Origin of the sequence: Streptomyces sp. NPDC052721, from assembly GCF_040678315.1 — a bacterium.
GTDB lineage: Bacteria > Actinomycetota > Actinomycetes > Streptomycetales > Streptomycetaceae > Streptomyces.
The window spans coordinates 157,444-177,377 of sequence record NZ_JBFATL010000003.1; the positions used below are offsets into that span (position 1 = coordinate 157,444).

The following is a 19,934-nucleotide window of genomic DNA, read 5'->3' on the forward strand; positions in this document are numbered from 1 at the left end:
TGCACACTCGCGGACAAACCACGCCCGAATGTGAGGCAGATCGCATGACCGCTCCGTTGTTCGAGGACATCGACCCCGCGAGCGACTGTGACTGCCCCGGCTGCGTCCACGGGCGCCGGCCGACCCCCCGACCCCTGCTCACCCGCGGTCATCCGGCGGCCCGCGGGGTCGTCGTCGTGGCCGCCGCGTCCGCCGCGCTCGGCACGGTGACGCCGGCCGCCGCCCTCACCCCCGGCCACTCCCCGCACCGCCAGGCCCTGCCCGGCGACGGCGAAACCGACACTCCGCAGGGCGCCAGGACGCCCCTGCACGGCCCGGCGGGCAAGCCCGCGGGGCCGGTGACCGTTCCGACCCGCGCCATCACCCGTACCGAGATCATCAACCGGGCCAAGATCTGGGTGGCCGCCAAGGTGCCGTACAGCATGTACGACTTCTGGTCCGACGGCTACCGGCAGGACTGCTCGGGCTATGTCTCCATGGCCTGGGGGCTGCCGAACAACGAGTGGACCGGCAGCCTCGGCCAGTTCGGCGTCAAGATCAAGAAGGAGGAGCTGCAGCCCGGCGACATCCTGCTCTACCACAACCCCGACAACCCGGAGAAGGGCTCCCACGTCGTGATCTTCGGCGGCTGGACGGACCACACGCACACCTCTTACACGGTCTACGAGCAGACGCCCCCGCGCACCCGCAGCCAGACCACCCCGTACCCGTACTGGAGCAACGCCGACAAGTACGTCCCCTACCGGTACAAGGGGGTGACCAAGGCCGGCGCCGCCGAGCCGGCGCCCGGCGGGAAGGCGGTGGTGGCCTACCCCGGCGCGGCCTACTTCGGCCCCGGCGCCGACAACAAGTACGTCACCCTGCTCGGCCAGATGCTGATCGCCCGGGGCGGAGCCTCCTACTACGCCAAGGGCCCCGGGCCGGTGTGGGACGCGGCGGACCGGCGGGCCACCCAGGCGTTCCAGCGGGCCCAGGGCTGGACCGGCGCGGACGCCGACGGGATCCCCGGCCGGCGCACCTGGGAACTGCTGAGCACGGGCCAGGGCAAGGACATCGCGTCCCCGGCCGGAGGACCCGCCTCGCACGGGGTCCCCGGCTACCCGGGCCGGAACCACTTCCGGCCGGGCCAGAGCAACGACTACATCACCCGGCTCGGCGCCCAGCTGGTGAAGAAAGGGTTCGGCCGGTTCTACGCCCACGGTCCGGGACCGCACTGGGGCGAGGCGGACCGGCGCGCCGTCGAGGCCTTCCAGCGCGCCCAGGGCTGGCGGGGCGGCGCGGCGGACGGCTACCCGGGGCCGGAGACCTGGCGCCGCCTGTTCGCCTGACCGGCCCGGCACCCGACCCCCCACCCCAACCCCCCTGTTCATGACGCGTCTGGCGCGGAGGCTGGAGCACGCATGAGTACGACCACATCCCACACGCCGCCCGAGTCCGAGGGGCAGTCGGAGGACGCGGGCGCCGGCCCCGGCACCCGGCCGGCCCGCCTGATCCAGAACGAGGCCACCACCGAGATCCCCGTCCACCTGCTCTTCCGGGACGATCCCGACCCGGTGAAGGTGCCGCTGCGGCCGGCCGTGGTGGCCCGCCGGCAGGGCACCGGCGAGCAGCCCCGCCTCAGGCGTCCGGCACCGGTGCGCAGACCGCCGCTGCCCGAGGCGGACCCGGAGCTGGTGGAACGCCCGGCGAGGGTGCTGCCCGGGGCGGCCGGGGTGCTCGCCGGGGTCTGCGGGGTCACCGGCTGCCTGGCCACCACCTGGTGGGCGGGGCTGCTCCCGCCGCTCGCCGCGCAGGCGCTGGGCCTGCCGTCGGACCCGGGTACCGGTCTCGGCCCCGCGCAGTGGGCCGCGTACGCCGGGGCCGGGCTGCTCGGGGCGTTCGGCTTCGGCGGGCTGGCCCGGGGGCGGACCGGGCGGGCCTGGGTGCTGGGACTGTTCGGGCGGTACCGGGGGACGGTCCGGCGCACCGGGCTGCTGTGGGTGAACCCGCTGGTGCCGCGCCGCCGGGTGGACGTGCGGCTGCGGCACTGGCGCAGCGAGGCGATGCCGGCCGTGGATCCGGACGGGCTGGCGCTGCGGGTGGTGGTGCTGGTGGTGTGGCGGGTGCGGGACACCGCGCGGGCCCTGCTCGGCATCGACGACCACGAGACGTATCTGCGGGAGTGCGTGGAGTCGGCGCTGGCCCGGGTGCCGGTGGAGCCGGCGGGCGGTACGCGGGGCGGGGCGACGGCGGCCGGGGCGGCGCTGACCCGGCTGGTGGCGGCGGAAGCCGCGCCGGTCGGCGTGGAGGTGTTCTCGGTGCGGCCGGTCCGGGTGGAGTACGCCCCCGAGGTGGCCGGGGCGATGCACCGGCGCCGGATCGCCGCGCTGGACGCCCGGCAGCGGGCCAGCATGCTCAGCTCGGTGGTGGACTCGGTGGAGGACACGGTGACCCGGCTGACCATGCGCGGTCTGGTCGAACTGGACGACTACGAGCGCAAGGTGCTGGTCCGTGACCTGACGGTGGCGTTCTGCTCGGGGCGCGGGGAGCCGGTGTAGAGCGGGGGCGGGGAGCCGGTGCGGAACGGGCTCGCGGCCGGTCTGCGATTGGTATGGACATGTTCAACTCACGGCAATAATCTGAGGCTTGGTCTAGACCTAATCTGCACGGCTCACCGAACTCCCCACGTTCTCCAGGAGCGGCAGCATGCGCACCAAGACCAAGTTGTCCGCGGTCGTGCTGGGCGCGGTGACCGCCGGAGCGTTCGCGCTCTCCACCGGCGGCGCCAGCGGGCACGGCTACACCGACCTCCCCATCAGCAGGCAGAAGCTCTGCCAGAACGGCACCGTGGCGAACTGCGGCCCGATCCAGTGGGAGCCGCAGAGCGTCGAGGGCCCCAAGGGCTTCCCGGCCGGCGGGCCCGCCGACGGTCAGCTCTGCAACGCGGGCCTCAGCCAGTTCGCCCAGCTCAGCGCGCCGAAGACGCCGTCCGGTGCGGCCTGGCCCACCACCAAGGTGACGGGCGGCCAGTCGTACACGTTCCGCTGGCAGTTCACCGCCATGCACGCCACGACGGACTTCAGGTACTACGTCACCAAGCCGGGCTGGAACCAGAACCACAACCTCTCCCGCTCGGACCTCAACCTCACCCCGTTCCTGACGGTGCCCTACAACGGCCAGCGCCCGCCGGCCACCCTCAGCCACAGCGGCACCCTGCCGACCGGCCTGAGCGGACACCACGTCATCCTCGCGGTGTGGACGATCGCCGACACGGGCAACGCGTTCTACGCCTGCTCCGACGTCACCTTCTGATCCCCGTTCGGGTAAGGTCCGCGTGCGCCGGGCCGGTGCTCCGGCACCGGCGCACGTGAGTCCGGGAACCGCACACGGGGGTGACAGGCGCCATGGACGCCTTGTTCCACATCAGCATGGCGGGGTTCCTCGCCCTCTTCGCCTGGGGCGCCGTGGCGATGGTCCGCCGCACGCGGCAGCGGCTCGCGGCCTGGCGGAGCGGGTTCACCGCGCAGGCCCGGGTGGTGCGCGCCTGGGCGACCAGTCAGGTCGTCAACAACGCCGCCCGGCGGGTGCAGTGGCACGAGTACGACTTCACCACCCGCGACGGCCGTGCCGTCCGCTTCAAGGAGAGCGGCGGCCCGGCCGGCCGCGGCGTCGGCGACCAGGTCCTCGTCCACTACGCCCCGGGGCAGCCCGACAAGGCCACCGCCGCCGAGCCGCGGCCCGGCAGGGACCTGACGGTCGCCGTCGTGTGGCTGGCCCTGCTCGCGGGCTGCGCGGTCTTCGTCGCGCACGAGTGGATCACATTGTCCCGGTTCTGATACTGAGCTTCCCTTGAGGCGGTCCGCCCCGCGCACCGGGTACGTTCCTCGCACGCCGGCCGAGCGGGGACGGCGTACCTGACCTCGGGGGATCTCATGGAGCTCTTCTTCTACGCCGTGCCCAGCCTCATGATCGCGGGGTTCGCCTTCGCCGCCTGCCTGCTGGTCCGCCGTGCCCGGCGGCTCCGCAGGACGTGGACGCAGGGACTGACCGCCGAGGCGCGCTGCCTGCGGATGTTCACGACGACCAGCGGGGGCGGCGGGGACACCTCCGTGCACACGACCGTGCACCACGTCTACGAGTTCACCACCCGCGAGGGCCGCACGGTCCGCTTCGAGGAGGAGAACGGCCCCGCGACCGTCCTGGAGGGTGACTTCGTGACCGTGCGCTATCTCCCGGAGTTCCCTCAGCGGGCCACCGCGCTGCCGCCGACGCCCGGCAGGCTCGCCGTCGGCACCGGCTTCGGGCTGGTCCTCCTCGGCGTCGCCGGCTCCTTCTGCGTCGGCTTCATGGTCCTCGCCCACGTGATCTTCGCCGAGTCGGACGGCCTGCTGCCGTAGCCCTCCACATCTGACGTTGGGTCAGTTACCGTGCGCGGCCATGGAGTCCACGACGGTCGCCGCGCTGGTCGCGGCACGCTGGGGTGACCACCGGCCGGGGCTGTGGTGCGAGGAACGGACGCTGACCCACCACGAGGTGGCCGCCGGTGCCGCCGCCCGGGCCGCGCTGCTGACCGACCTGCTCCCGCCCGGCGCCGTACCGCACCTCGGGGTGCTGCTCGACAACACCGAGGAGTTCCCGCTCTGGCTCGGCGCCGCGGCCCTCGCCCGGGCGGCCGTCGCCGGGATCAACCCCACCCGGCGCGGCTCCGAACTGGCCCGGGACATCCGGCACACCGAGTGCGCGCTCCTGATCACCGAGCGGGCCCACCTGCCGCTGCTCGCCGGGCTCGGCCTGCCCGGCGTGCGGCTGCTCGTCACGGACACTCCGGAGTACGCCGCTCTCCTCGCGCCCTACGCCGGTGCCGTGCCCGACCCGTCCCGGGCGGCCCCGGCCGACCGGCTGCTGCTCTACTTCACGTCCGGCTCCACCGGCGCCCCCAAGGCCGCGCTCTGCTCCCAGGGGCGGCTGGCGGCGGCCGGGCAGGCCCTGGTCCGCCAGTTCGACGTCCGCGCGGACGACGTGCACTACCTCTGCATGCCGATGTTCCACGGCAACGCCGTGATCGCGGACTGGGCGCCCGCGCTGGCCGCCGGCGCCGGGGTGGCGCTGCGCCGGCGCTTCTCGGCCTCCGGGTTCCTGCCCGACGTCCGCCGCTACCGCGCGACCTACTTCACCTACGTCGGCCGGGCCGTCCAGTACCTCCTCGCCACCGAGCCGTCGCCCGACGACCGCGACCACCGGCTGCGGCTCGGCTTCGGCACGGAGGCGGGCGCGGTGGACGCGGCGGCCTTCGAGCGGCGCTTCGGGGTGCGGCTGGTGGAGGGGTACGGCTCCTCGGAGGGCGGGGCGGCGATCCGGTGGGAGCCTGGCACCCCGGCGGGCGCGGTGGGTCCGGCCGGGCCCGGCCTGGTGGTGCTGGACCCGGTCACCGGGCGGGAGTGCCCGCCTGCCGTCTTCGACGGGGCCGGGCGGCTGCTGAACGGGGAGGAGGCGATCGGCGAGCTGGTCAACCGGGGCCCGAACCCCTTCGAGGGCTACTGGCGCAACCCGGCCGCCGAGGCCGAGCGGCGCCGGGGAGGGGCGTACTGGACGGGCGACCTCTTCTACCGGGACACCGCCGGCTTTCTGTACTTCGCCGGCCGCACCGACGACCGGATCCGCGTCGACGGGGAGAACCTGGCCGCCGCGATGATCGAGAACATCGTGGCCCGGTACCCGGGTGCGGACGCCGTGGCCGTGTACGGCGTCCCGGACCCGGTCACCGGGGACCAGGTGATGGCGACCATCGCGGGGACCTTCGACCCGGCCGGGTTCGCCGCGTTCCTGCGGGCCCAGCCGGACCTCGGCACGAAGATGGCGCCCCGGTTCGTGCGGGTGGTGGAGCGGATGCCGGTGACGGCGACGAACAAGATCGAGCGCGCGCGGCTGCGGCGGGAGGGCTGGACGTGCGCGGACCCGGTGTGGTGGCGCCCGCCGGGCGAGGAGTCGTACCGGCGACTGACCAGGGAAGACACCGAGGGACCCCTCGCTTCCGCGAAGGGCCCGGCTTTGGGGGGTGTGGGTGGCGCAGCCCCCACCGCGCGCGGCGAAGCCGCGCAATGACAGAGATGGCGAGCCAGGTCCGCGCTGTGTGCGGACGTGGCTCGCCATCGTCATCGTGCGCCGCCAGGGACTCGAACCCCGGACCCGCTGATTAAGAGTCAGCTGCTCTAACCAACTGAGCTAGCGGCGCATGACTCCCGCCCGCCTCGGATTTTGTTTCCCGTGGCTGGCGACAAAGAAAATACTACCTGGTCCTGGGGGGTGCTCGTGACCACCCATGTGCCCCTCAGATCGTCAGCGACAGGACCACCGGAGCCGCGTTCCGGTTCAGTGTCTCCGCCGCCCGCTTCAGCCGGTGCGCGTGCTCCACCGGGAGCGAGACGGCCAGGCAGCCGACCGAGGAGCCCGCGGTGAGCGGTACGGCCGCGCAGACCGTGCCGACCGCGTACTCCTGGAGATCGAGCATGGGCACCGTCGGCGGCTGCGACTCCAGCCGGGACAGCAGCAGCTTGTCGCTCGTGATGGTGCGCGAGGTGAGGCGGGCCATCTTGTGCCGGGAGAGATGGTCGCGGCGGGCGTTGTGGTCCAGCTGGGTCAGCAGGCTCTTGCCGACGGCGGTGGCGTGGGCGGAGTAGCGGAAGTCCACCCACTCGTTGACCGCCGGGGTGGTGGGCCCGGCCGCGTACTGGGTGACCCGGACCTCGCCGTCGAGATACCGGCTGAGGTAGACGGCCGCGCCGACCGAGTCGCGCAGCCGGTCCAGGGTGAGCTGGAGCTTCTCGCGCAGGGCCCGCTCCCGGTCGTGCGCCGAGGTGATCCGGCGCAGGGTGTCGCCGGTGACGTACGCCCCGTCGGCGATCTGCTCGACGTAGCCCTCGCGGCGCAGCATGCGCAGCAGGGCGGTGAGCCGCTCGGCGCCGAGGCCGGTGCGGCGGGCCAGCTCGGTGTCGGTGGCACCGGCGGGGTGCCGGGCCACGGTCTCCAGCACGCGCAGCGCGTCCTGGGCGGAGTGGTACGGGGCGGTCGGCTCGATCCTCATGTCGGTCCCCCTCGGCCACGACCCGGGTCGGCGGATCGTCTCCACGATAGCCGTCAATGAGGCGCGGGGGAGAGGGGGTTGCGAGATTGCGCCCCGCGCGTCCGTGCCGCCAACCGGGGCGAAAACCCATAGGCATATGCCAGAGTCATTCCCCATCGAGCGGACCTCGGCTCTTCCGTCCAGGGCCCCGCGCGCACAGGGCCGCGCTTCACAGCACCGCGCTGATGAATTCCCGGGTGCGCTCCCGCTCCGGGTCGCCGAAGATCTTCTCCGGCGGGCCCGCCTCGATGACCCGGCCCGCGTCGAACATCAGGACCTGGTCGGAGATGTCCCGCGCGAAACCCATCTCGTGCGTCACGCACAGCATCGTGATGTCCGTGCTGCGCGCGATGTCCCGGAGCAGGTCGAGCACGCCCGCGACCAGCTCCGGGTCGAGCGCGGAGGTCACCTCGTCCAGCAGCAGCACCTGGGGCCGCATCGCCAGCGCCCGGGCGATCGCCACCCGCTGCTGCTGCCCGCCGGAGAGCCGGGTCGGCTTCGCGTCGCACTTGTCGGCCAGGCCCACCAGGTCCAGCAGCTCCCGGGCCCGCGCCTCGGCCTCGTCCTTCGACAGGCCGAGCACCCGGACCGGCGCCTCGGTGAGGTTCCGCAGCACCGACATGTTCGGGAACAGGTTGAACTGCTGGAACACCATCCCGATCTTCTTGCGGACCTCCCGGACCTGCTTCTCCGGCGCCGGGAACAGCCGCTGCCCGTCCACGGTGATCGTGCCCTCGTCGGGCTTCGCGAGGGTCATCAGCAGTCTGAGGATCGTGGTCTTGCCGGAGCCGGACGGGCCGATCAGGGTGACGTGCCGGCCCGCGTCCACGGACAGGTCGAGGCCGTCGAGGACGGTGTTGTCCCCGAACCGCTTGGTCACGCCCTCCAGGCGGATCAGCTCGGTCGGCAGGGTGCCGGTCACGGCCGGCTGCTTGCGGGTCTCAACGGACAAGGCGTCGCTCCAGGGTGCGCAGACAAAGGGAGGCCAGATAGGAGACGACGATGAAGGCGATCCCGATCACCGTCAGGGGCTCGGTGAACTGGAAGTGCTGCTGCGAGACGAGCCGCGCCCGGCCCAGCATCTCCAGCACGCCGATGGTCATCAGCAACGGCGTGTCCTTCAGCATCGCGATGACGTAGTTGCCGAGCGGCGGCACCACCCGGCGGACGGCCTGCGGCAGGATCACGGCCGCCCAGGTGCGCCGCACCGGCAGGCTCAGCGCCGTCGCGGCCTCCCACTGGCCCGTCGGCACCGCCTCGATACCGGCCCGGTAGACCTGCATCGTGTACGTCGAGTAGTGCAGCCCGAGCCCGAGGACCCCGGTGGTCAGCGGGGACAGGGTCACGCCCGCCTCGGGCAGCACGTAGAACAGGAAGAACAGCTGCACCAGCAGCGGGGTGTCCCGCACGAACTCCGTGAAGACCCCCACCGGCCAGCGCACCCACCGGGTCGGCGTCCGCAGCAGCAGCGTCCACACCAGGCCCAGCGCGAACGAGATCAGCGACCCCAGGGCCAGCGCCTCCAGGGTGACGAGCAGGCCCTTGACGAAGTACGGCAGGAAGTCGGCGACCGCTGCCCAGTCCCAGGTCATCGGGCCACCTCCGCCTTCAGCCGGCGCTCAAGACCCCGCATCCCGCGGGTGAGCAGGAACGCGATCACGAAATAGATCAGCAGCAGGTACGCGTAGATCTGGCCGCTCTGCTGGAGGGCGAGGCGGACCAGGTTGCCGCTGAACGCCAGGTCGCCCATGCCCGTGATGGACACCAGCGCCGTGCCCTTGAGCAGCTCGACCAGCAGGTTGGAGAAGGAGGGGATCATCTCCGGCACCGCCTGCGGCAGCAGGATCAGCCGCAGCCGCTGCCAGGGCGAGAAGCCGAGCGCGATCCCGCCCTCCCGCTGGGCCGGGTCCACCGCCGCGAGGGCGCCGCGCACGATCTCCGAGCCGTACGCGCCGTAGGTGAGGCCCAGCGCGAGCGTGCCGGCCCACATCGGCACCAGCTGCCAGCCGAACGCGACCGGCAGCACGAAGAACACCCAGAAGATCATCACCAGCGCCGACGTGCCGCGGAACACCTCGGTGTAGAACGCCGCCACGAAGCGGACGAGCCGCGACCGGTGGGTGCGGGCGGCACCGGCGACGAACGAGACCGCGGCGGCGAGCAGCGCGCTGTACACCAGCAACTGGAGCGTGGTGCCCGTGCCGTGGAGGACGAGTTCCCAGAGTCCCGCAGTCATCGGCCGCACAGCTCCTTGGCGGTCAGCGTCGTCATCTCGGCCTTGGTGAAGCCGAAGGGCCGCACGATCCGGTACAGCTCACCGCTGCGGCGCAGCTTGCGCAGCTCGGTGTTGAAGGCGTCACGCAGCCGGGTCTCCGTCGGCCGGAACGCGAACGCGCCGCCGTCCACTTTCGGTTCGCCGTCGACGAGCGCGACGAACGGCCTGGTCGACTCGGCCTTGGCGGAGTCCCGGGCGACGAGCCGGGCGGTGACGGCCGTGGCCGCGAACAGGTCGACGCGCCCCGACTCCACCGCGTTCAGCCCGGCGACCTGGTCCGGGACGATGACGAGGTCGCTCTCCCGGTAACCCGCCTCCACGGCGTGCTGGATCTGCGCGTACCCCGTGCCGGTGGCCACCTTGGCGTGTGCGCGCAGCGCGTCCGCGTAGGTGCGCAGACCCAGCGGGTTGCCCTTGCGGACGATGAAGGCGTCCGGCATCTGGTAGTCGGGGTCCGCGAAGATCACCTGCTCGCAGCGGTCCGGGGTGACGTACATGCCCGCGGCCACCACGTCGAACTGCTGCGACTTCAGCCCGGGGATCAGCGAGCCGAACTCCGTCGGCACCGGCTGCACCCGGTCCACGCCGAGCCGCTTGAAGACGGCCTTCGCCAGCTCCGGCGCCTCCCCGGTCAGCTCGCCGTTCTTGTCGATGTACCCGAAGGGGATCTCCCCGGCGATCCCGAGCCGTACGACACCCAGCGCGCGCAGCCGTTCCAGCAGATCGCCGCCGTTCTTTCCGGACGCCGACGCCACCCGGGTGCAGCCCGCCGCGCCCAGCGCGCCGAACGCGGCGAGGCCCGCGAGCACCGAGCGCCGGGTGTGTCTGTGTTCCGGCCGGATGGTGTGTACGTCGTTGCCAAGTGGTGGAGCCATGGCGGCGCGGCTACCCAAGCGCAACCGGGCTATGCGCCCCGGTTTTCACGGCCTGCGCCGAAGCGAGATCTACGCTCTCTTCCCGCCCTTCGCCTCCACGGAACCCCCACCGGGTGCCCTGCATCGTGCTCAGTTTCCGGCGGGCGTGACCTTTCCGGAGAGGGGCAGGCCGGCCTCGTACATCGCGTGCGCGGCCCGCAGGACCAGGTCGTCCCGGTGCCGGGCGGCGACGAGTTGCATGCCCACCGGCAGCCCCTCCCCGTCCATCCCCACCGGCACACTCGCCGCCGGCTGCTGGGTCAGATTGAACGGGTAGGTGAACGGGGTCCACCCCGTCCAGCGCCGGAACACGCAGCCCCTCGGCACTTCCAGCCCCGCCTCGAACGCCGTCAGCGGCAGCGTCGGCGTCACCAGCAGGTCGTACCGTTCGTGGAAGCGGCCCATCCGCCGGCCGAGGTCCGTCCGGACGTCCACCGCGGCCAGATACTCCAGCGCGCTCATCCGGGCGCCCTGCGCGCAGATCTCCCGCAGCCCCGGGTCCAGCAACTGCCGTCGACGCGGGGAGAAGTTCTGGGTCAGCCGGGCCGCGCCGCTGAACCACAGGGTGTGGAAGGCGTCCACCGGTTCGCTGAAGTCCGGGTCGGCCTCCTCGACGTACGCCCCCAGGTCCGCGAGGGCGGCCACCGCCCGCCGTACCGCCGCGGCCACCGCCGGCCGGACCGCCACCTGCCCGCCCAGCGACGGCGAGTACGCCACCCGCAGCCCCCGCACCCCGCCCCGCAGCGCCTGGGTGAACGAGCCCGGCGCGGGCGGCAGCGCCGACCAGTCGCGCGGGTCGGGTGTGCCGATCACATCGAGCAGCAGGGCCGCGTCGGCCGCGTCCCGGGTCATCGGCCCGGTGTGCGACAGCGTGCCGAACGGGCTCGCCGGATACAGCGGCACCCTGCCGTACGTCGGCTTCAGCCCGAAGATCCCGCAGAACGCGGCCGGGATACGGATGCTGCCGCCGCCGTCCGTGCCCAGCGACAGCGGGCCCGCGCCGAGGGCGACGGCCGCCGCGCTGCCGCCGCTGGAGCCGCCCGCGGTGCGCGTGGGGTCGTACGGATTGCGGGTGATCCCGGTCAGCGGGGAGTCGGTGACGCCCTTCCAGCCGTACTCGGGCGTGGTCGTCTTGCCGAGGAACACCGCGCCGTGCTCGCGCAGCCGGGCCACCGGGGGCGCGTCCTCGTCCCACTTCCCCTGCTCGGAGACGGTCCTGGAACCGCGCAGCGTGGGGTGGCCGCGCAGCAGCAGGATGTCCTTGACCGTCACCGGCACCCCGTCGACCAGCCCGGCCGGCTCACCGCGCCGCCAGCGCGCCTCCGACTCCCGGGCCCTGGCGAGCGCGTCCTCCTCGGTGAGCCGCACGAACGCGTTCACCTCCGGCTGGCTCCGCCGCGCCCGCTGAAGCGCCTGCTCGGTCACCTCCACAGGGCTGAACTCGCCCTTGCGGTAACCGTCGAGGAGCCGGACGGCGGTCAGGTCGGTGAGCTGCATGCACCCTCCAGGGGTCGGTGTCAGGCCCTCAGTGGCCAGGCACGTAACCACGCGTCTTGTCGACCACGTTCCGCAGAGACCTTCCCGCCGCCCACCGCTCGTACAACTCCACGAACTGCGCGCCCAGTTCGTCCCGCCAGCCGGCCGTGTCGCCGCTCATGTGCGGGGACACGATCAGCCCCGGCAGCTCCCACAACGGGCTGTCCCCGGGCAGCGGTTCGGCGGCGAACACGTCGAGGGCCGCGCCCGCGATCCAGCGCCGGGCCAGCGCCCGGGCGAGGGCCTCCTCGTCGACCAGGCCGCCCCGGCCGACGTTCACGAAGAACGCCGAGGGCTGCATCACGCCGAACCGGTGCGCGTCGAACATGCGGTACGTCTGCTCGGTCAGCGGAGCCGCCGCGATCACCCAGTCCGCGCGGGAGATCAGCCGGTCCAGGTCGTCCGGGCCGTGCACGCCGGTCCGCGCCACCCGCCCGACCAGCGCCGTCGTCACCCCCAGGGCCTTCAGCGTCCGGACGATCGCCCGGCCGATCGGGCCCGAGCCGACCACGCACGCGCGCGTGCCCGCCACCCGCCGGGTCTCCCGGTGCCGCCAGACCCGCTCCCGCTGGTGCTCCAGGGTCCGCGGCAGGTCCTTGGCGGCAGCCAGCACCAGGGCCGCCACGTACTCGGCGACCGGCTGGTCGAAGATCCCGCGCGCGTTCGTCACCACCGTCTCCGACGCGGCCAGCTCCGGGCACATCAGATGGTCCACACCCGCGCTCGCGGTGTGCACCCAGCGCGGCCGGGGCCCCTCGCCGGGCCACGCCTGCCGCACCGCGTGCGAGGTGAAGTCCCACACCAGCAGCACGTCCGCCGCGGGCAGCCGCTCGGCCAGGTGCGCCGCGTCCGTGCGCTCGATCCGGGCGCGGCCGGTGAGGCGGCCGAGCCGGGGCGGCGGATCGGCGTCGAGGACCAGAACGGTGGGGACGGTCGGCGTCATGCGGGGCGGCTCCCGGCGTCTGACATGCGCGGTTTATGCGCGGATTGACCACGCTCGCACCGGAACCCACCTTCGTCAACACGGACGTACCCACGATCCGTTGCCCCCTCGTCTCCCAGCGTGATCGGGGCGACGGCCCTGGCCGGCGCCCCGCGGGAGGTGTCCGCCGGACAGGTGGGCGGTGCCGCGCCGATGGGGTACCCGGGCCGTGGGGCTTGTCAGGCGCTGCCGTACGCGGCTGCCCGCACATGGCCCCGTACCGCCCGAAGAGACGCAGGAAGGCTGGACATGACCGCACTCGGATTCCTCTACCCGGGCCACTTCGCCGAGGACGACTATCCACGCATCGAGCAGCTCCTGGGCAGCGACATCCGGGTGGACCTGGCCCACACCGACATCGGTGAGGGCGCGCACCGGGTGGACGCGCTGCGCGAGATGGGCTCCGCCGAACGGCTCGCCCAGGGCATGGAGGGGCTGCGGCTGGGGGGCGCCGAGACGGTGGTGTGGGCGTGCACCAGCGGCAGCTTCGTGCACGGCTGGGAGGGCGCCCAGGAGCAGGTGCGCAACCTGGCCCGGCTGGCCGGGATGCCGGCCTCGTCGACGTCCTTCGCCTTCGTGCACGCGGCCCGGGAGCTGGGCGTACGCCGGGTCGCCGTCGGCGCGACCTATCCGGAGGACGTCACCGCGCTGTTCGCGGAGTTCCTGCGGGCCGGCGGGCTGGAGGTGACCGGTACGCGGTCCTCGGGGATCGTCACGGCGGCGGAGGCCGCCACCTGGGGGGAGGAGGACGTGCTGACCCTGGCACGCGCGGCGGACGCCGCCGACGCGGAGGCCGTCCTGCTGCCGGACACGGCCCTGCACACGGCCGCGCACCTCTCCCTCCTGGAGAAGGCCCTGTCCAAGCCGGTGCTCACCGCCAACCAGGTCACGGTGTGGGAGGGCCTGAGGCTCGCGGACCGCCGGGTGAACGCACCGACACTGGGCACCTTGTTCACGCGGCAGCCGTTGGTGCAGGTGTAGCCCCGGGCTCCCCCTCCGGACGGGGCGCGCCCGGGCGGCCGTAGAGGCTTCTTGCGTCGGCGCGGGACAATGGACGGTGGCCCACCTGAAGGCGGCGCCCACCGAACCGTACGAGGAGGAGACAAGACATGGCGGAGCCCACGCCGCGTCGTCACGAACCGCGGCTACGCCCCGCGCCCCTGCTCTTCGAGCCCGCGGAGGCGGTCGCCGACCCCGAGCACTTCTTCGCCCTGGAGTCGATCGAGGACCCGCGGGCGCTGCTGGCCCGGGCGACGGAGCTGACCCAGGCGTTCCGCGCGGCCGCCGACCGGGCCGTGGAGTTCCAGGCCATCGCCGCGGCCCAGCTCGCGGACCCGCGCCGGTTCGACCGGCTGACCCCGGCGGACATCGCCGAGCGGGCGGAGTGGACGGAGGACTACGCGAAGAAGATGGTCGAGTTCGGGCGGGATCTGATGCGCGGAGAGGGTGAGGGGCGGGCGACCGCCGACCCGCTGTAGCACCCGTACGGCATATGCCAGGCGGGCAAGATACTCCTCCCCGGCCGCCGCTGTCCCGGTTTTCGGCAACCCAGGAGAACGGCCCGCTCACGCACTGTACATATGGGTGTCATGACCAGCGCCCCGAACGTCACCCGTGTCAGCTCCGACGGCGTCGCCTGGCTCGCCTCGGCAGGAACGTACCCCCGCAGCACCCTCGCCCTGTGGGAAGAGCGCCCGGACGCCCCGGTCGTCCTGCCCTGCGGCACCGTCTTCGACGTGGTGAGCGCCCCTACGGTCTTCGGCCGCCGCATGCTGGACCGGCTCTGGGACGAGGGCGCGGGCTCGGGGCCGGTCGCGGTGTTCCGGGGCCGGACGCTGCTGTTCGCCGCCCCGGGGACGGCCCAGCGGCTGCCCTCGCTGCTGGACTGGGAGGAGTGGGGGTCCCAGCGGGCCCGGGCGGTACCGCCGCTGCTGTGCCACGGCACCGGCGACGCGGTCACCGTACCGCCCCTGACCAGCGGCGACGCCAGCGCCGCCGCCCGCTGGCTGGTCGCCCCGGACACCCGGCACCCCTGGCTGCCGGGGCCCGAGGTGCTGCTCTGGGCGGCCGTGCGGGCGGCTCGGGCGGCCGTGCGGATATCGATTTTTCCTCCCGCCGACCAGGATGCTAAGGTCTACGACGTCAGCAGGCGCCGCTAGCTCAGTTGGTTAGAGCAGCTGACTCTTAATCAGCGGGTCCGGGGTTCGAGTCCCTGGCGGCGCACCTGAAGGAAACGGCGGGTCCGGTTCGAAAGAATCCGGCCCGCCGTTTCCGTATACGAACCGGCCGTCCCGCGGCACCCCACGTTCAGCCGCACGATCAGTCGCCCACCCCCGGCGTGATCTTCACCGTCCACGCCCCGGACGCCGTCCGCCCCTCCGCCTCCACCTTCACGCCCTCCCCGGGGACCGTGAAGCTCTCCCCGAGAAAGACCGGCGCGTCGGCGAGCGGGGCGTAGACCGAGTTCTCCCAGCAGGCCTCGGTGCGCGGGTGGGCGTCCACGACCTGGACCGGGCCGTCGCCGGACTCGGCGCCGCCACGCACCCGGTAGACCAGGATCCCCTGCCGGCAGGACACCCGGTCGTTGCCGGCCGAGCCGCGCGCCTCGAAGGCGAGGGCGCTGTCCGGACCGGTGCGCACCACGGCCAGTTTGACGCCGTGGCCGAGGCCGAAGGCGGGGGCGCCGCCCGCCCCCGGCACCGGCACGCCGGGTCCGGCCGCGAGGGGTTCCAGGGTCAGGCGGGTCGGCGCGGCGCCGCGCACGCACACCACCTGGCGCGGATCCAGCCAGCCGAGCCGCCACTTGTGCCAGGCGAACAGGTCGGGCGCGAGCCCGAACTGGCTGCCCATCAGGTCCCAGTCGCCCACGTAGGTGTCCCAGTCGCCCTTGCCGTCGGCCGGGCGGTGGTAGAGGTCGGGCAGGTCGAAGACATGGCCGGTCTCGTGGGCGAGGACCAATCGGTCCGGCGGATGGTGCTCGAACACGGTGACGACCCGGCGGACATCGGTGCCGTCGACGCGCAGGGGCGTGTCCAGGTTGACGACCTTCGTGGCGTCCGAGTCGACGCCGGGCGCGTCCGGATCGGCGACCAGGTACACCACCGGGTAGCGCGAGAAGTCGACCTCCTTGTCGGCTACGGCGAACGCGTCGCGCAGGTAGGCGACCCGGTCCTCCGCGTCCCAGTCCCGCCGCATGGCGTACGAGGTCGACGGGCGGGGCATGCGCAGCCAGCGTTTCAGCGGGTGCGGGCGCAGGGTGAACCTGCCGTAGGACGCCTGTTCGTAGAAGCGGCTGGTGGCCGGGAAGTGGTCGGCGGTCAGTTCGGCGGGGGTGGTGCGCGGGGTGGCGTCCGGGAAGGAGAGGAAGATCATCACGGCGTCCAGCGTGCCGGTCGGGCGGGTGTAGCCGGGGTTCCAGCTGTCGACGCCCTCCGAGTGGTGGGCCTCGGTGCGGTGCAGGGCACAGGGCGCCGGCGAGAAGGGCTCGGCGGCCGACGGGCCGCTGAGGATCGAGGTCGCGGCGAGCGCCGACATCGTGGTGAACACGGCGGCGGTGCTGCGCAACTTGGGCACGGACATGACCTCCGGATGCGGTTCGGGACCCGCATCCAGATTGCTGGCAATCGATGTGTTTTGCCCTGTTTACCTGCACCAGAAGGGTGAGCGCGCCCCCATTGCGCCCCGGCGCGCCCCGGCGCTCGACACCCCGGAAACACTCACGGAACGTCACACCTGGTCGAGGGGGCTGAAGAACCCGTCCAGGTGCGGGCAGAAACGATCTGTCAGAACATGTGCTCGGTCCGGGACACTGGACAGTGGCTGGAAGGGCCCGGAGCCAGCATCTATGATCGGCACACTTTCCGGCACGGACAGGCACGGACACAGATCGAGTGCACTGCGGGAGCGAGCGGTGAGCGGAACGTCCGAAGGGCCGACGCCCGCGGCAGACCTCGACCGGTCAGCCGTCACAGACAGTCACAACACCACCTACCACCGTGTCTTCGCGACCGCCCCGCTCGCCATGGCGGTCGTGGCCCCCGAGGGACTCGTCGTCAGCGCCAACACCGCCCTCGGCGAACTGCTCGGCGCCGACCCCGGCACCCTCGTCGGCCGGGTCGCCGCCGACCTGGTGGACCTGGCCTCCGACGCCCGCAGCTGGCACGCCTACCGCGAGGTGCTGCGCGGCCGGCAGGCCCGCCTGCGCTGCACCCGCCGGCTGAAGCACCCCGAGGGGCACTCGCTGTGGGTGCAGGTCACCGTCGCCCCGCTGACCGGCGAACCCGGCGTCCTGCTGTCGGTCGCCGACATCAGCTTCCGGCGAGAACTCCAGGCCCGGCTACGGCACTTGCAGATGCACGACCCGGTGACCCGGCTGCCCAACCGCACGCTGTTCTTCGAGCGTCTGACGGCCGCGCTGGAGGCGGAGTCGTACGAGGAGAGCGGCACCGGCCGGATCGGCCTGTGCTATCTGGACCTCGACGGCTTCAAGGCGGTCAACGACACCCTCGGCCACCGCATCGGCGACCGGCTCCTCGCGGCCGTCGCCGAACGCCTGACCCGGGTCGCCGACGACACCGGGTACGCCCGCGCCGCCACCCCCCTCGTGGCCCGGCTCGGCGGCGACGAGTTCGCCCTGCTGGTGGAGGACTCCACCGGCACCGAACAGCTCGCCGACCTCGCCGAGTCCGCGCTGAAGGCGCTGGAGGAACCCTTCGATCTGGCCGGGCAGCGGCTGTCGTTGACCGCGTCCATCGGCGTCGTCGAGCGCCACGCGGCCGGTACGACGGCCACCGGGCTGATGCAGGCGGCCGATACGACCCTGTACTGGGCCAAGGCCGACGGCAAGGCCCGCTGGACCCTGTTCGACCCCGAGCGCAACGCCCACCGCATGACCCGCCAGGCGCTGTCCTCCACCCTGCGGCCCGCCATCGAACGCGAGGAATTCGCCCTCGAATACCAGCCGTTGGTGGCCATGGAGGACGGCCGGCTCAACGGCGTCGAGGCCCTGATCCGCTGGCACCACCCGCAGTTCGGCACGTTGACGCCGAATCGGTTCATCGGACTGGCGGAGGAGGACGGCTCGATCGTGCAGCTCGGCCGCTGGGCGCTGCACACAGCCTGCCGGCAGGCCCGCCGCTGGCAGCTGGACCACCCCGGCGAACCGCCCATCTTCGTCAGCGTCAACGTCGCCGTACGGCAGGTGTGGGACTCCGACCTGGTGGCCGATGTGGCGGAGATCCTCGCCGAGACCGGACTCGCCCCGCAGCTGCTCCAGCTGGAGCTGACCGAGTCGGCCGTGATGGGCTCGGCCGGCCGGCCGCTCCAGGCCCTGCAGGCCCTCAGCGACATGGGCGTACGCATCGCCATCGACGACTTCGGCACCGGCTACTCGAACCTCGCCTACCTCAGCCGGCTGCCGGTCTCCACGCTGAAACTGGACGGCTCCTTCGTGCGGGGCTTCCAGTACGAGGGCGACAAGAAGGCGATCGCCCCGAACCCGGCCGACGAGGTCATCGTGGAGGCGATGATCCAGCTCGCCCACCGGCTCGGCCTGACGGTCACCGCGGAGTGCGTGGAGACCTCCGCCCAGGCCACCCGGCTGCGGCGGATCGGCTGCGACACCGGGCAGGGCTGGCTGTACTCCCGCCCGGTGCCGCCGGACCGTATCTCCGAGCTGCTGGGGGCGCAGGCCTACGCGGTCGGCAAGCCGTAGGCGTCCGCGATCAGCTCGTAGGAGCGCAGGCGCAGTTCACCGCGGTGCGCGTGCGAGGTGATCATCAGCTCGTCGGCGCCGGTCCGCTTGTGCAGGTCGTCCAGTCCGGCGCGGACCTCGTCGGCCGTGCCGTGCACGATGTTGGCCGTCCAGGAGGCGACGAACTCCTCCTCCATCGGGCTGAACTCGTGCCGCTCGGCCTCCTCCGGGTCCGGGAACAGGCCGGGCCGGCCGGTGCGCAGCCGGATCATGTTCAGCGCCATCGCCCGGCTCTGCCGCCGGGCCTCCCGCTCGTCGTCCGTGGCGAGGGCGGAGACGCCGATGAGGGCGTACGGCTCGGAGAGGACGGCGGAGGGCCGGAAGGTCTCCCGGTACAGATCGAGCGCCGGGACGGTGTTCTGCGCGGAGAAGTGGTGCGCGAAGGCGAACGGCAGACCGAGCAGGCCGGCCAGGCGGGCACTGAAGCCGGAGGAGCCGAGCAGCCACACCGGCGGCCGGTGCGGCGACTGGACCCCGCCGGGAGTGCTGCCCTGGACCGGCCCCGGGATCGCGTGGATGCGCCGGTACGGGTGCCCGTCCGGGAAGTCGTCGTCCAGGAACCGGGTCAGCTCCGCGAGCTGCTGCGGGAAGTCGTCGGCGCCCTCGTTGAGGGTGTCGGTGCGGCGCAGGGCAGCGGCCGTGGCCCCGTCCGTGCCCGGCGCCCGGCCGAGGCCCAGGTCGACACGGCCCGGGGCCAGCGCCTCCAGCGTGCCGAACTGCTCGGCGATCACCAGCGGGGCGTGGTTGGGCAGCATGACGCCGCCCGAACCCAGCCGGATGCGGTCGGTGTGGGCGGCGAGGTGGGCGAGGATCACGGCCGGGGAGGAGGAGGCCACACCGGGCATGGAGTGGTGCTCGGCGACCCAGTACCGGTGGAAGCCGCAGGACTCCGTGAACCGGGCGAGCGCGACGCTGGTGCGCAGGGCGTCGGTGGCGGTACTGCCCGCGCCGACGGTCACCAGGTCCAGTACGGAGAGGGGGGCGGGGGCGGTGCCGAGCGTGCTGCCCCGGATCTCGTCTGCCTCGTCTGCCGACACGGTGTACGCCTCCTGATGCGAGCGTGAGCTGTCCTTCAGCGCGTAACAGGAGAGAGTCCCCGCTTATTCCCCGCCGGCCTACCGCGCCGGAGCCTGCGAGGTGTTGGTCAGGGGTGCCAGGTCACCCGGTGTTCCCTGAGGTGGGACAGGACCGCGTGGTTCGCCTCCCAGCCGTCCGGGGCTGCGACCATCGGCCGCCTCCGGCGGCGTGCCGGACTCCGTCCGGCGGAGTGGGTTCGTCCGACCGCGCCGGAGCCTGCGAGGTGTTGGTCAGGGGTGCCAGGTCACCCGGTGTTCCCTGAGGTGGGACAGGACCGCGTGGTTCGCCTCCCAGCCGTC

Annotated in this window: 19 protein-coding genes and 2 tRNA genes; 11 read left to right on the top strand and 10 right to left on the bottom strand. The window is 72.9% G+C overall.

What is annotated here, in order from left to right:
- Positions 1–44 precede the first annotated feature (44 nt).
- From AB0L21_RS04485 to AB0L21_RS04510, 6 genes are all read left to right on the top strand, one after another.
- Positions 45–1,328, top strand: coding sequence for a peptidoglycan-binding protein (locus tag AB0L21_RS04485; RefSeq protein ID WP_365782172.1), 1,284 nt, complete (start codon positions 45–47; stop codon positions 1,326–1,328).
- Positions 1,329–1,400: 72 nt separating this feature from the next.
- On the top strand, positions 1,401–2,537 hold the full coding sequence (locus AB0L21_RS04490; protein ID WP_365782174.1) for an SPFH domain-containing protein: 1,137 nt from the start codon (positions 1,401–1,403) through the stop codon (positions 2,535–2,537).
- A 148-nt stretch (positions 2,538–2,685) separates the two neighbouring features.
- A complete protein-coding gene (locus AB0L21_RS04495) occupies positions 2,686–3,291 on the top strand; it encodes a lytic polysaccharide monooxygenase (protein WP_365699542.1) in 606 nt (201 codons plus the stop codon).
- Positions 3,292–3,383: 92 nt separating this feature from the next.
- Positions 3,384–3,815 carry a DUF3592 domain-containing protein gene (locus tag AB0L21_RS04500; RefSeq protein WP_365699543.1) on the top strand — a complete coding sequence of 144 codons (432 nt, stop codon included), beginning with the start codon at positions 3,384–3,386 and terminating at the stop codon, positions 3,813–3,815.
- Positions 3,816–3,911: 96 nt separating this feature from the next.
- Complete coding sequence (locus tag AB0L21_RS04505) at positions 3,912–4,376, top strand: DUF3592 domain-containing protein (protein WP_365699544.1); 465 nt, start codon at positions 3,912–3,914, stop codon at positions 4,374–4,376.
- A gap of 40 nt (positions 4,377–4,416) precedes the next feature.
- A complete protein-coding gene (locus AB0L21_RS04510; protein WP_365782176.1) occupies positions 4,417–6,081 on the top strand; it encodes an AMP-binding protein in 1,665 nt (554 codons plus the stop codon).
- Between the two features lie 56 nt (positions 6,082–6,137).
- Here the strand turns inward: AB0L21_RS04510 and AB0L21_RS04515 are convergent.
- The 8 genes from AB0L21_RS04515 to AB0L21_RS04550 all read right to left on the bottom strand — a co-directional run bounded on the left by AB0L21_RS04515 (position 6,138) and on the right by AB0L21_RS04550 (position 12,767).
- Positions 6,138–6,211: transfer RNA gene (locus AB0L21_RS04515), tRNA-Lys, on the bottom strand.
- 96 nt (positions 6,212–6,307) lie between these two features.
- A complete protein-coding gene (locus AB0L21_RS04520) occupies positions 6,308–7,060 on the bottom strand; it encodes an IclR family transcriptional regulator C-terminal domain-containing protein (RefSeq protein WP_365699546.1) in 753 nt (250 codons plus the stop codon).
- Positions 7,061–7,268: 208 nt separating this feature from the next.
- Positions 7,269–8,051: an ectoine/hydroxyectoine ABC transporter ATP-binding protein EhuA gene (gene ehuA / locus AB0L21_RS04525; RefSeq protein WP_365782178.1), complete on the bottom strand. Its 783-nt coding sequence runs from the start codon at positions 8,049–8,051 to the stop codon at positions 7,269–7,271.
- Positions 8,041–8,691 carry an ectoine/hydroxyectoine ABC transporter permease subunit EhuD gene (gene ehuD, locus AB0L21_RS04530; RefSeq protein ID WP_365699548.1) on the bottom strand — a complete coding sequence of 217 codons (651 nt, stop codon included), beginning with the start codon at positions 8,689–8,691 and terminating at the stop codon, positions 8,041–8,043. The genes ehuA and ehuD overlap by 11 nt, the downstream gene beginning before the upstream one ends.
- Positions 8,688–9,335, bottom strand: a complete 648-nt coding sequence (gene ehuC / locus AB0L21_RS04535; protein WP_365782180.1) for an ectoine/hydroxyectoine ABC transporter permease subunit EhuC — start codon at positions 9,333–9,335, stop codon at positions 8,688–8,690. The genes ehuD and ehuC overlap by 4 nt, the downstream gene beginning before the upstream one ends.
- Entirely contained in the window at positions 9,332–10,249 is a 918-nt protein-coding gene (gene ehuB, locus AB0L21_RS04540; RefSeq protein ID WP_365782182.1) for an ectoine/hydroxyectoine ABC transporter substrate-binding protein EhuB, read from the bottom strand. The genes ehuC and ehuB overlap by 4 nt, the downstream gene beginning before the upstream one ends.
- 129 nt (positions 10,250–10,378) lie before the next feature.
- Positions 10,379–11,785, bottom strand: coding sequence for an amidase (locus tag AB0L21_RS04545; protein ID WP_365699551.1), 1,407 nt, complete (start codon positions 11,783–11,785; stop codon positions 10,379–10,381).
- 28 nt (positions 11,786–11,813) lie between these two features.
- Positions 11,814–12,767 (bottom strand): D-2-hydroxyacid dehydrogenase, encoded by a 954-nt coding sequence (locus AB0L21_RS04550; protein WP_365782184.1) that lies wholly within the window; start codon positions 12,765–12,767, stop codon positions 11,814–11,816.
- Between the two features lie 288 nt (positions 12,768–13,055).
- On the opposite strand from AB0L21_RS04550, the gene AB0L21_RS04555 reads away from it, so the two are divergent.
- The 4 genes from AB0L21_RS04555 (at position 13,056) to AB0L21_RS04570 (ending at position 15,029) form a co-directional block, all read left to right on the top strand.
- Positions 13,056–13,787, top strand: coding sequence for a decarboxylase (locus tag AB0L21_RS04555; protein ID WP_365782186.1), 732 nt, complete (start codon positions 13,056–13,058; stop codon positions 13,785–13,787).
- 128 nt (positions 13,788–13,915) lie between these two features.
- The gene (locus AB0L21_RS04560; RefSeq protein ID WP_365699556.1) at positions 13,916–14,284 is read left to right on the top strand and encodes a hypothetical protein; all 369 of its coding nucleotides are present in this window, start codon (positions 13,916–13,918) and stop codon (positions 14,282–14,284) included.
- A gap of 111 nt (positions 14,285–14,395) precedes the next feature.
- Complete coding sequence (locus tag AB0L21_RS04565) at positions 14,396–14,965, top strand: bifunctional DNA primase/polymerase (RefSeq protein ID WP_365782188.1); 570 nt, start codon at positions 14,396–14,398, stop codon at positions 14,963–14,965.
- Positions 14,956–15,029 (top strand) — tRNA-Lys (locus AB0L21_RS04570). The genes AB0L21_RS04565 and AB0L21_RS04570 overlap by 10 nt, the downstream gene beginning before the upstream one ends.
- Before the next feature lie 96 nt (positions 15,030–15,125).
- Here AB0L21_RS04570 and AB0L21_RS04575 read toward each other — a convergent pair.
- Complete coding sequence (locus AB0L21_RS04575) at positions 15,126–16,385, bottom strand: M6 family metalloprotease domain-containing protein (RefSeq protein WP_365699560.1); 1,260 nt, start codon at positions 16,383–16,385, stop codon at positions 15,126–15,128.
- A gap of 331 nt (positions 16,386–16,716) precedes the next feature.
- On the opposite strand from AB0L21_RS04575, the gene AB0L21_RS04580 reads away from it, so the two are divergent.
- Complete coding sequence (locus tag AB0L21_RS04580) at positions 16,717–18,519, top strand: bifunctional diguanylate cyclase/phosphodiesterase (RefSeq protein WP_365699562.1); 1,803 nt, start codon at positions 16,717–16,719, stop codon at positions 18,517–18,519.
- Here the strand turns inward: AB0L21_RS04580 and AB0L21_RS04585 are convergent.
- Positions 18,498–19,595, bottom strand: coding sequence for an LLM class flavin-dependent oxidoreductase (locus AB0L21_RS04585; protein WP_365782190.1), 1,098 nt, complete (start codon positions 19,593–19,595; stop codon positions 18,498–18,500). The genes AB0L21_RS04580 and AB0L21_RS04585 overlap by 22 nt on opposite strands.
- Between the last annotated feature and the right edge of the window lie 339 nt (positions 19,596–19,934).